The 11,254-nt window shown below is 56.8% G+C and carries 11 protein-coding genes, 2 tRNA genes and 1 rRNA gene; 11 read left to right on the top strand and 3 right to left on the bottom strand.

Annotated elements, in window-relative coordinates:
- Positions 1-54: 54 nt before the first annotated feature.
- From rrf to APT89_RS11555, 3 genes are all read left to right on the top strand, one after another.
- Positions 55-170, top strand: a 5S ribosomal RNA gene (rrf, locus tag APT89_RS11565).
- Between the two features lie 56 nt (positions 171-226).
- A tRNA-Asp gene (locus APT89_RS11560) sits at positions 227-303 on the top strand.
- Positions 304-357: 54 nt separating this feature from the next.
- Positions 358-433 (top strand) — tRNA-Trp (locus tag APT89_RS11555).
- Positions 434-532: 99 nt separating this feature from the next.
- On the opposite strand, the gene hdfR is transcribed toward APT89_RS11555, so the two are convergent.
- The gene (gene hdfR, locus APT89_RS11550; protein ID WP_045631349.1) at positions 533-1,354 is read right to left on the bottom strand and encodes an HTH-type transcriptional regulator HdfR; all 822 of its coding nucleotides are present in this window, start codon (positions 1,352-1,354) and stop codon (positions 533-535) included.
- A gap of 118 nt (positions 1,355-1,472) precedes the next feature.
- Between hdfR and APT89_RS11545 the strand changes: the two genes are divergently transcribed.
- The gene (locus APT89_RS11545) at positions 1,473-1,811 is read left to right on the top strand and encodes a DUF413 domain-containing protein (protein ID WP_008501577.1); all 339 of its coding nucleotides are present in this window, start codon (positions 1,473-1,475) and stop codon (positions 1,809-1,811) included.
- Positions 1,812-1,837: 26 nt separating this feature from the next.
- Here APT89_RS11545 and APT89_RS11540 read toward each other — a convergent pair whose 3' ends face one another.
- Positions 1,838-3,358 carry a YifB family Mg chelatase-like AAA ATPase gene (locus tag APT89_RS11540; RefSeq protein ID WP_060572404.1) on the bottom strand — a complete coding sequence of 507 codons (1,521 nt, stop codon included), beginning with the start codon at positions 3,356-3,358 and terminating at the stop codon, positions 1,838-1,840.
- Between the two features lie 341 nt (positions 3,359-3,699).
- On the opposite strand from APT89_RS11540, the gene ilvL reads away from it, so the two are divergent.
- The 7 genes from ilvL (at position 3,700) to ilvA (ending at position 10,250) form a co-directional block, all read left to right on the top strand.
- Entirely contained in the window at positions 3,700-3,798 is a 99-nt protein-coding gene (gene ilvL / locus APT89_RS23395) for an ilv operon leader peptide (RefSeq protein WP_001311244.1), read from the top strand.
- A gap of 86 nt (positions 3,799-3,884) precedes the next feature.
- The gene (gene ilvX / locus APT89_RS24480) at positions 3,885-3,935 is read left to right on the top strand and encodes a peptide IlvX (RefSeq protein ID WP_166792073.1); all 51 of its coding nucleotides are present in this window, start codon (positions 3,885-3,887) and stop codon (positions 3,933-3,935) included.
- Positions 3,936-3,937: 2 nt separating this feature from the next.
- A complete protein-coding gene (gene ilvG / locus APT89_RS11535) occupies positions 3,938-5,584 on the top strand; it encodes an acetolactate synthase 2 catalytic subunit (RefSeq protein WP_045631347.1) in 1,647 nt (548 codons plus the stop codon).
- On the top strand, positions 5,581-5,844 hold the full coding sequence (ilvM, locus tag APT89_RS11530; RefSeq protein ID WP_003860184.1) for an acetolactate synthase 2 small subunit: 264 nt from the start codon (positions 5,581-5,583) through the stop codon (positions 5,842-5,844). Before ilvG ends, ilvM begins: the two co-directional genes overlap by 4 nt.
- 18 nt (positions 5,845-5,862) lie before the next feature.
- Positions 5,863-6,792 carry a branched-chain-amino-acid transaminase gene (gene ilvE, locus APT89_RS11525; protein ID WP_003860182.1) on the top strand — a complete coding sequence of 310 codons (930 nt, stop codon included), beginning with the start codon at positions 5,863-5,865 and terminating at the stop codon, positions 6,790-6,792.
- 60 nt (positions 6,793-6,852) lie between these two features.
- Positions 6,853-8,703 (top strand): dihydroxy-acid dehydratase, encoded by a 1,851-nt coding sequence (ilvD, locus tag APT89_RS11520; protein WP_060572402.1) that lies wholly within the window; start codon positions 6,853-6,855, stop codon positions 8,701-8,703.
- A gap of 2 nt (positions 8,704-8,705) precedes the next feature.
- Positions 8,706-10,250 (top strand): threonine ammonia-lyase, biosynthetic, encoded by a 1,545-nt coding sequence (gene ilvA / locus APT89_RS11515; RefSeq protein ID WP_088204713.1) that lies wholly within the window; start codon positions 8,706-8,708, stop codon positions 10,248-10,250.
- On the opposite strand, the gene ilvY is transcribed toward ilvA, so the two are convergent.
- The gene (gene ilvY / locus APT89_RS11510) at positions 10,247-11,137 is read right to left on the bottom strand and encodes an HTH-type transcriptional activator IlvY (RefSeq protein WP_008501572.1); all 891 of its coding nucleotides are present in this window, start codon (positions 11,135-11,137) and stop codon (positions 10,247-10,249) included. The genes ilvA and ilvY overlap by 4 nt on opposite strands.
- Positions 11,138-11,254 lie beyond the last annotated feature (117 nt).

The raw sequence follows: 11,254 nt of genomic DNA, 5'->3' as shown, positions 1-11,254 counted from the left end.
TGTTTTGGCGGTGAGAGAGACGATTTTCAGCCTGATACAGATTAACAGAATTTGCCTGGCGGCTTTAGCGCGGTGGTCCCACCTGACCCCATGCCGAACTCAGAAGTGAAACGCCGTAGCGCCGATGGTAGTGTGGGGTCTCCCCATGTGAGAGTAGGGAACTGCCAGGCATCAAATTAAGTAGTAAGCCGGTGCATTAATCCGGTGGTTACAAGCAGTCTTCGGTGGAGCGGTAGTTCAGTCGGTTAGAATACCTGCCTGTCACGCAGGGGGTCGCGGGTTCGAGTCCCGTCCGTTCCGCCACTTATTAAGACGTTAAGCCTGCCAGTAATGGCAGGCTTAATGGCAAAAAACTTTAGGGGCGTAGCTCAGTTGGTAGAGCACCGGTCTCCAAAACCGGGTGTCGCGAGTTCGAGTCTCTCCGCCCCTGCCATATAGAATCCTTTGCTTCGGCAAAGGATTTTTTTTTGCCTGAAACCCGGTGAAATTTCAGCATTCTTAAATGCAGCCAGCGTCCCTGCTGGCCTCAGCCTCAATCCATTACATTGATTTTTAATAGATCTTTTATTTGCGATTGCTTGTCGCTATTTTGCAACCAAATCGCATACAGCGGCCGCAAAAGGGTAGTGGAATCCACCACGGTATGCAGTCCAGGCTTGGTATCTGCCCAACGGACTGGTAACCAGGTGCAACCCTTCAGCAAGGGGAGTTGCTGACAGGCAATCTCGGCAGAACTGGTTGTTAACTGTGGAACATCATCAGGTGCGATCAATCCCGTCTCATGTTGCTGAAAATCAGGTCCCCACTCCAGCCGCAAATAGGTCAGGTCTGCTTTCATCTTTGAGGGTTCAGAAGCATAAAGAGCCAGACCGAACTGTCCAACAATCTGGCTGCTAAATTCGTCCATCTTGGGGGCTTCTGTAGTGATCAGCAGATCCAACTGACGCTCATGAAGTTGCTTAACCAGCGACTGACGTTGCGCAATTCTGGCTTCAAATTGTAAATGGCCATGGGAGTGATATAGCCGGGTAAGCCACTGACTGAGCATGCATTCCCACAGAGATGCGCTGGCCCCTATCGAGAACTCGTTGTGCCTCGACGTATGTGCAACCTCTTTGCGCGCTGCCTGCCAGGTATTCATCAATGTCTCCGCATACGGAAGCAGTTTTTCACCGGCAGGCGTGAGGCGGATATTGTTGCGATGGCGGGTAAAAAGATTCACACCCAGTTGATTTTCCAGCTGTCGAATACGAAAACTGACTGCTGACTGCGTCAGGTAAAGGGCTTCAGCGGCTCGCCCGAAGTGACGCGTTCTACTCACTTCAAGGAAAGTTTTTAGCAATTCCGTATCCACATCTTTCTCCGCAAAATAATTTGTCGTTATGATTTAAATGTTTTGTTTTACACTCTGTCAAGCGTAACTAATACTCCGCGCCATAAATAGCTCGGCCAAAGAATTAGGAGCGTGTAGGATGGCGGAAAGCTTTACGACGACTAATCGTTTTTTCGACAATAAACATTATCCGCGCGGGTTCTCTCGTCACGGCGATTTCACCATCAAAGAGGCGCAGCTGCTTGAGCGTCATGGTTATGCCTTTAACGAGCTGGATCTGGGTAAACGTGAGCCTGCAACTGAAGATGAAAAACAGTTTGTCTCAGTGTGCCGTGGTGAGCGTGAGCCGCAGTCTGAAGCGGAACGTGTATGGATCAAGTACATGGCTCGCATTAAGCGTCCAAAACGTTTCCATACGCTGTCTGGCGGTAAACCGCAGATGGAAGGTGCAGAAGACTACACCGAGTCTGACGACTAATAAAAAAAGGGGCTACGGCCCCTTTTTTATGCCAGTAACTTTTGCAGATGCAAAAGCAAACGATCGATCGCCCGATAGCTCAGCGCTTCCTGCAAGTGTTTCCTCGCAATATCAGTACAGCCCTCCACGTCCGCAATGGTTCTGGCTACTTTTAACAAGCGCTGCCACGCACGTATGGAAAGCCCAAAGCGCGTCAACGTCTCCTCCAGCCAAGCCGCATCTTCAACGTTAAGAGAACAAAACTGTCGGATCCCTGCATTATCCAGTCGTGCATTCAGCCTGTTTTGACGGACATACTGTCTCGCCTGTGCCGCGATAACCCGCTCGCGAACATGCGCGGAGCTTTCACCCAGTCTATCCGTCTGCCTGAGCAGGCCCGGCGGCGGAAGGGGGATTTCCAGTGATAAATCGAAACGGTCGAGAAACGGGCCAGACAGCTTTCCCAGATAGCGCAGCGTCTGCTCTGGCGTACAGCGGTTATGGTTGCCCTGATAATGCCCCGTCGGACTGGGGTTCATCGCCGCCACGAGCTGAAAACGGGCGGGATAGCTTATTTTGGCTCGCGTGCGTGAAATATGTATCTCACCGGATTCAATGGGCTCCCTCAGCGCATCCAGCACGCGGCGCTCAAACTCAGGCAGCTCATCGAGAAACAGAATGCCATTGTGTGCCAGCGAGATCTCACCCGGCCCCGGAATAGACCCACCACCGACCATTGCCGTCAGTGACGCGCTATGATGCGGGGAACGAAAGGGACGTCGACGCCACTGTTTGTGCAACGACGTCGAACCGATCAGGCTATAGATGGCGGCGCTTTCCAGCGCTTCATGGTTACTAAGCGGCGGGAGCAGCCCGCTTAGCCTGCTCGCCAGCATGGTTTTGCCCGTACCCGGCGGGCCAATCAGCAGGAGATTGTGCCCACCCGCTGCCGTAATCTCCAGCGCCCGTTTCCCTTGCTCCTGTCCCATGATCTCGCTGAGGTCTTCTGGCGCATCCGCTATAGCCTCGTCGCACTCTTCCGGCTCGGACAGTTCATGGCGGCCTTCCAGCCAGGCGCACACTTCCTGAAGATGCCCGGCGACGAGACATCCCTTTTCTGCAATAAGACTCACTTCTGATGCGTTTTCATTGGCCACAACGATTTGCCGCCCTGCACGTATGGCTTCCAGCGCTCCCGATATCGCACCGGGAACGCCTCTCAGTGCGCCTGTGAGCGCGAGTTCACCCACGAACTCATACGAGCCTAGCCTGGTCGTATTAAGCTGCTCAGAAGCCGCGAGAAGCGCAATTGCGATAGGTAAATCGTATCGCCCACCCTCTTTGGGCAGGTCGGCGGGAGCAAGGTTGATGGTGATCTTCTTTGCGGGGAAGGTATAACCGCTGTTTATTATTGCGCTACGAACGCGGTCCCTGGCCTCTTTAACCGTGGTTTCAGGTAACCCGACAAGCGTGAGTCCGGGCAGCCCATTACTCAAATGAACCTCTACGGAAATAAGCGGAGCCTTTACCCCGAGAGCCGCTCGCGTATAAACAACTGACAGTGACATTTGTACTACCTCCTGGTCTGACTATGCCAGTGCCTTTTTTCTATGTTTAGCGTCTTTTTACGTATTTACGCCGCCTGTTCAGAGATTTTCAGGGTGCATTGAAACCATTGCATCACCGTGGAAGCACACTCGCAAAATGTAAAAAGACGCGCTTTAAGGGTTAGATCTGCAATAAAAAAATGAAAAATATTCACTTCCAAATTTCCTCATATAAAACAATGCGTTCATGAAATTTGGTTCGCTTGCTAACCAAATACTTCATAAATAAATCTTGTGTTTGATTTAAAAACTGTGATAACTCTTTAGGTATTCCTTCGAACAAGATGCAAAAAGAACTGAAAATGACAGCCCTTCTACGAGTGATTAGCCTGGTCGTGATTAGCGTGGTGGTGATTATTATCCCACCGTGCGGGGCTGCACTTGGACGAGGAAAGGCTTAGAAATCAAGCCTTAACGAACTAAGACCCCCGCACCGAAAGGTCCGGGGGTTTTTTTATGACTAAAAAACTTAAATGAGGAGCAGAGAATGACGACTAGCACAAAATTCTGTTTCTCCAGATTTATGACGGGGAACTAACTATGAATGGGGCACAATGGGTAGTACATGCGTTGCGCGCGCAGGGAGTCGAAACCGTATTCGGTTATCCGGGTGGCGCAATTATGCCGATTTACGATGCACTGTATGACGGCGGCGTGGAACACCTCTTGTGCCGACACGAGCAGGGCGCAGCGATGGCAGCTATTGGTTATGCCCGCGCGACAGGTAAAACCGGTGTATGCATGGCGACCTCAGGTCCGGGCGCAACGAACCTGATCACCGGCCTGGCTGACGCGCTGCTCGATTCCGTTCCTGTCGTGGCGATTACCGGTCAGGTGGCCTCTCCGTTCATCGGTACCGATGCCTTCCAGGAAGTAGATGTCCTCGGCTTATCGCTAGCCTGCACCAAGCACAGCTTCCTCGTTCAGTCCCTCGAAGAGCTGCCGCGCGTGATGGCCGAAGCGTTCGAGGTTGCCAGTTCTGGCCGTCCTGGCCCGGTTCTGGTGGATATTCCGAAAGATATCCAGGTTGCATTTGGCGATCTGGAGCCGCATTTCTCCACCGTGGAAAGCGACGATGCGTTTCCCCATGCAGAGGTTGAAGAGGCGCGTCAGATGATGGCGCAGGCGAAGCAGCCGATGCTGTACGTCGGCGGCGGGGTGGGTATGGCGCAGGCTGTTCCGGCGCTTCGCGCGTTCCTTGCAACCACGCAAATGCCCGCCACCTGCACCCTGAAAGGTCTGGGTGCGGTAGACGCGGACTACCCGTACTACCTCGGCATGCTGGGAATGCACGGCACTAAAGCGGCAAACCTGGCGGTGCAGGAGTGCGACTTGCTTATCGTCGCAGGCGCCCGTTTCGATGACCGCGTCACCGGCAAGCTGAATACCTTCGCGCCGAATGCCAAAGTGATCCATATGGATATCGACCCGGCGGAGATGAACAAACTGCGTCAGGCGCACGTGGCGTTGCAGGGCGATCTTAACGCGCTGTTACCGGCGCTGGAGCAGCCGCTAGATATCAACACATGGCGTCAGCACGCCGCAGACATGCGCGCCGAGCACGCCTGGCGTTACGACCATCCCGGCGAGGCCATCTACGCGCCGCTGCTGTTGAAGCAGTTGTCCGACCGTAAACCCGCCGACAGCGTGGTGACGACGGATGTGGGCCAGCATCAGATGTGGTCAGCCCAGCATATGACCTACACCCGCCCGGAGAACTTCATCACCTCCAGCGGCTTAGGCACGATGGGCTTTGGCCTGCCGGCAGCCGTTGGCGCACAGGTGGCCCGCCCGAACGATACCGTGATCTGTATCTCCGGTGACGGCTCCTTCATGATGAACGTTCAGGAGCTCGGCACCGTGAAGCGCAAGCAGTTACCGCTGAAGATCGTGTTGCTCGATAACCAGCGTTTAGGGATGGTTCGCCAGTGGCAGCAGCTGTTCTTCCAGGAGCGTTACAGCGAAACAACCCTGACCGATAACCCCGATTTCCTCACCCTGGCCAGCGCCTTCGGCATTCCTGGCCAGCACATCACCCGTAAAGACCAGGTTGAAGCGGCACTCGACACCATGCTGTCAAGCGAAGGGCCATACCTGCTTCATGTCTCAATCGACGAGCTTGAGAACGTCTGGCCGTTGGTACCGCCCGGTGCCAGTAACTCACAAATGCTGGAGAAATTATCATGATGCAACATCAGGTCGCCGTGCAGGCTCGCTTCAACCCGGAAACGTTAGAACGCGTTTTGCGTGTGGTCCGCCACCGTGGTTTTCAGATTTGCTCTATGAATATGGAAACGGCCACCGACGCCCAGAACATCAGTATCGAATTAACCGTTGCCAGCCCGCGGCCGGTCGACTTACTGTTTAGTCAGTTATCAAAGCTGGTAGACGTTGCCCATGTTGCCATCTGCCAGAGCACAACCACATCACAACAAATCCGCGCTTGAGCGTGACAGGACGAAAAAATGACGACAAAAAAAGCTGATTACATTTGGTTCAATGGTGAGATGGTTCGCTGGGAAGACGCGAAAGTTCACGTGATGTCCCATGCGCTGCACTACGGTACCTCCGTGTTTGAAGGCATCCGTTGCTACGATTCTCACAAAGGGCCAGTGGTGTTCCGCCATCGCGAACACATGCAGCGTCTGCATGACTCAGCCAAAATTTATCGTTTCCCGGTCTCTCAAAGCGTTGATGAGTTGATGGAAGCCTGCCGCGAAGTGATTCGCCAGAACAAACTGACCAGCGCCTATATTCGCCCGCTGGTCTTCGTGGGTGATGTGGGCATGGGCGTGAACCCGCCGGCCGGTTACAACACTGATGTGATCATTGCTGCGTTCCCGTGGGGCGCCTACCTGGGCGCAGAAGCACTGGATCAGGGGATCGACGCAATGGTTTCTTCCTGGAACCGCGTGGCGCCAAACACCATCCCGACCGCCGCAAAAGCGGGCGGTAACTACCTCTCCTCACTGCTGGTCGGCAGCGAAGCGCGCCGCCACGGCTATCAGGAAGGCATCGCCCTCGACGTGAACGGCTACATCTCAGAAGGCGCGGGCGAAAACCTGTTTGAAGTAAAAGACGGCATTCTGTTTACCCCGCCGTTCACCTCTTCCGCGCTGCCGGGCATCACCCGTGATGCGATCATCAAGCTGGCGAAAGATCTGGGTATCGAAGTGCGCGAGCAGGTGCTGTCCCGCGAATCCCTCTACCTGGCAGACGAAGTGTTCATGTCCGGTACCGCGGCTGAAATCACGCCGGTTCGCAGCGTCGACGGTATTCAGGTGGGTGAAGGCCGCTGTGGTCCGGTGACCAAACGCATCCAGCAAGCCTTCTTCGGCCTCTTCACCGGCGAAACAGAAGACAAATACGGCTGGTTGGATCAGGTTAATCACTAAATATAAATGTGGGACGGCACGCACCGTCCCATTAAATAGTCAGACGGGAGTCAATAAAGCATGCCTAAGTATCGTTCAGCCACCACCACCCACGGCCGTAACATGGCGGGTGCCCGCGCATTGTGGCGCGCCACCGGAATGACCGACGCCGATTTCGGCAAGCCGATTATCGCCGTGGTGAACTCCTTCACCCAGTTTGTACCGGGCCACGTGCATCTGCGCGATCTCGGTAAGCTGGTTGCCGAGCAAATCGAAGCCTCCGGCGGCGTGGCGAAAGAGTTCAACACCATTGCGGTGGATGACGGTATCGCAATGGGCCACGGGGGAATGCTCTATTCACTGCCGTCGCGCGAGCTGATCGCCGACTCGGTGGAGTATATGGTCAACGCCCACTGCGCCGATGCGATGGTCTGTATCTCCAACTGCGACAAAATCACCCCGGGGATGCTGATGGCCTCCCTGCGTCTGAACATTCCGGTGATCTTCGTCTCAGGCGGTCCGATGGAGGCGGGTAAAACCAAGCTCTCCGACAAAATCATCAAGCTCGACCTGGTCGATGCGATGATCCAGGGCGCAGACCCGAAAGTCTCTGACGAGCAGAGCGATCAGGTGGAACGCTCCGCGTGCCCGACCTGCGGTTCTTGTTCCGGCATGTTCACGGCCAACTCCATGAACTGCCTGACCGAAGCGCTGGGCCTTTCCCAGCCGGGCAACGGCTCGCTGCTGGCGACCCACGCCGACCGTAAGCAGCTGTTCCTCAACGCCGGTAAACGTATCGTTGAGCTGACTAAGCGCTACTACGAGCAGGACGACGCCAGCGCGCTGCCGCGCAGCATCGCCAGCAAAGCGGCGTTCGAGAACGCCATGACGCTGGATATCGCCATGGGCGGTTCCACCAACACCGTTCTGCACCTGCTGGCCGCCGCGCAGGAAGCCGAAATCGACTTCACCATGAGCGACATCGACAAGCTCTCCCGTAAAGTGCCGCAGCTGTGTAAAGTCGCGCCGAGTACCCAGAAGTACCACATGGAAGATGTCCACCGTGCGGGTGGCGTGATTGGTATCCTCGGCGAGCTGGATCGCGCCGGGCTGCTGAACCGCGACGTGAAAAACGTGCTCGGCCTGACGCTGCCGGAGTCGCTGGAGCAGTACGACGTCATGCTGACCAAAGACGACGCGGTGAAAAACATGTATCGCGCCGGTCCGGCGGGCATCCGTACCACCCAGGCGTTCTCGCAGGACTGCCGCTGGGACACGCTGGATGACGATCGCGCCGAAGGCTGCATCCGCTCGCTGGAACACGCCTACAGCAAAGACGGCGGCCTGGCCGTGCTGTACGGTAACTTTGCGGAAAATGGCTGCATCGTGAAAACCGCTGGCGTGGACGACAGCATCCTCAAATTCACCGGTCCGGCAAAAGTGTATGAAAGTCAGGACGAAGCGGTAGACGCTATCCTCGGCGGCAAAGTGGTGGCGGGCGACGTGGTGGTCATTCGCTACGAAGGGCCGAAAGGCGGTCCGGGCATGCAGGAGATGCTCTACCCGACCACCTTCCTGAAATCGATGGGCCTCGGCAAAGCCTGCGCGCTGATCACCGATGGTCGTTTCTCTGGCGGCACGTCAGGCCTCTCCATTGGCCACGTCTCCCCCGAAGCGGCAAGCGGCGGCAATATCGCGATCATCGAAGATGGCGACCTGATCGAAATCGACATTCCGAATCGCGGCATTCAGCTCAAGCTGAGCGACCAGGAGATTGCGGCCCGCCGTGAAGCGCAGGAAGCCCGCGGCGACAAAGCCTGGACGCCGAAAGATCGCCAGCGCGAAGTCTCCTTCGCCCTGCGCGCCTACGCGAGCCTTGCAACCAGTGCAGATAAAGGCGCGGTGCGCGATAAATCTAAACTTGGGGGCTAATGATGGCCGAGTCACAACCCTTATCCGCCGCCCCTGAGGGGGCGGAATACCTGAGAGCGGTGCTACGCGCGCCGGTCTATGAAGCCGTGCAGGTCACGCCCCTGCAAAAAATGGAAAAACTCTCCTCGCGCCTCGACAACGTCATTCTGGTGAAGCGCGAAGACCGCCAGCCGGTGCACAGCTTTAAGCTGCGCGGTGCCTACGCGATGATGGCCGGGCTGACGGATGAGCAGAAAGCGCGCGGCGTCATTACTGCGTCGGCGGGCAACCATGCGCAGGGCGTGGCGTTCTCGTCTGCTCGTTTGGGTCTGAAAGCGCTGATCGTGATGCCGGTTGCCACCGCGGATATCAAAGTCGACGCGGTGCGCGGTTTTGGCGGAGAAGTGCTGCTCCACGGCGCGAATTTTGACGAAGCCAAAGCCAAAGCGATCGAGCTGGCGCAGCAGCAGGGCTTCACCTGGGTGCCGCCGTTCGATCACCCGATGGTGATTGCCGGGCAGGGCACGCTGGCGCTTGAGCTGTTGCAGCAGGATGCCCATCTCGACCGCGTCTTCGTCCCGGTGGGCGGCGGCGGGCTGGCGGCAGGCGTGGCGGTGCTGATTAAACAGCTGATGCCGCAGATCAAAGTCATCGCCGTTGAGGCGGAAGACTCTGCCTGCCTGAAGGCGGCGCTGGACGCCGGTCATCCGGTAGACCTGCCGCGTGTCGGGCTGTTTGCCGAGGGCGTGGCGGTGAAGCGCATTGGCGATGAAACGTTCCGTCTGTGCCAGGAGTATCTGGACGATATCGTCACCGTCGACAGCGACGCCATCTGCGCGGCAATGAAAGATCTGTTCGAAGATGTACGTGCGGTGGCGGAGCCGTCCGGCGCGCTGGCGCTGGCGGGGATGAAAAAATACATCGCCCAGCACAACATTCGCGGCGAACGTCTGGCGCACGTGCTCTCTGGTGCGAACGTGAACTTCCACGGCCTGCGCTACGTTTCCGAGCGCTGTGAGCTGGGTGAGCAGCGTGAAGCGCTGCTGGCGGTGACCATCCCGGAAGAGAAGGGCAGCTTCCTCAAGTTCTGCCAGCTTCTGGGGGGACGTTCGGTAACGGAGTTCAACTACCGCTTTGCCGATGCGAAAGATGCCTGCATTTTTGTCGGCGTGCGTCTGAGCCGTGGCGTGGAGGAGCGTAAAGAGATCCTCAGCCTGCTGCATGAAGGCGGCTACAGCGTGGTCGATCTGTCCGACGATGAAATGGCTAAGCTGCATGTGCGTTACATGGTTGGCGGTCGTCCCTCAAAGCCGCTCCAGGAACGCCTGTTCAGCTTCGAGTTTCCGGAATCGCCGGGCGCGTTGCTCAAATTCCTGCACACGCTCGGCACGCACTGGAACATCTCTCTGTTCCACTACCGTAGCCACGGCACCGACTACGGGCGCGTGCTGGCGGCGTTCGAACTGGGCGAGCACGAGCCGGATTTCGAAACGCGCCTGAACGAGTTGGGCTATGAGTGCCACGACGAAACCCATAACCCGGCGTTCAGGTTCTTTCTGGCTGGCTAGTGGTTCGGCAATATCGTCCAGAACGCATCAATAAGCGGCTCATGCAGCCGCTTTTTTTGTGCGCACACGCCAAGTTCAAAAGGCGTCTTCTCGTCGCTGCGCTCCAGAATCATCACGCGATTACGCACCGGTTCCGGGCTGTTTTCCAGCACCACTTCCGGCAGCAGCGCCACGCCGCAGCCGAGCGCCACCATCGACACCATCGCCTCATGACCGCTAACGGTGGCGTAAATCGATGGATTGCTGATTTTCTGACGGCGGAACCACAGCTCGATGCGGCGGCGCACCGGCCCCTGATCGGCCATGATAAACGGCACCGTCGACCAGTCCGGTTTTTCTACCGATACCTGATTACGCACCGGGCAGGGCAGCGCCGGGGCAATCAGCACCACCGCCAGATTCTCCAGCATCGAGAACGCCACCGCGCCCGGCAGGGTTTCGGGTTTTCCGGCAATGGCCAGATCCGCTTCGCCGGTCACCACTTTTTCCATTGCGTCGGCGGCGTCGCCGGTGGTGAGCTTAATTTCAACCGACGGATGCGCCGCGCGGAAGCGGTCAAGGATGGGGGGCAGATGGCTGTAGGCGGCGGTTACGGAGCAAAAAATATGCAGCTCACCGGAGAGTGATGGCCCCTGCTGATCGATTGAGTGCCGCAGCTGCTGGTACTGTAACAGCGTCTGCTGGGCAAAAATGCGCAGCTCTTCGCCCGCTTCCGTGAGGGTGACGGTGCGGTTATCGCGCACGAAAAGCGGCTGGCCGAGGTCTTCCTCAAGGCGCTGGATCTGGCGCGAAAGCGTGGACGGGCTGACGTGCATCGCCCGGGCGCTGCGGCCAAAGTGACGGCTTTCCGCCAGGTGCAGGAACATTTTTAGATCGCGTAAATCCACCGATTCCACTCCCTCTTTTTACATTGCAAAAATTGCAATGTGACGTTGTGAATATATCAATTTCCGCAATAAATTTCCTGTTGTAATGTGGGTACATTCTCGCTGAAACGCGAACCG

This window comes from Enterobacter sp. 50588862, assembly GCF_001462935.1.
Lineage (GTDB): Bacteria > Pseudomonadota > Gammaproteobacteria > Enterobacterales > Enterobacteriaceae > Enterobacter > Enterobacter bugandensis.
This window is presented reverse-complemented; position numbering and strand designations above follow the sequence as displayed.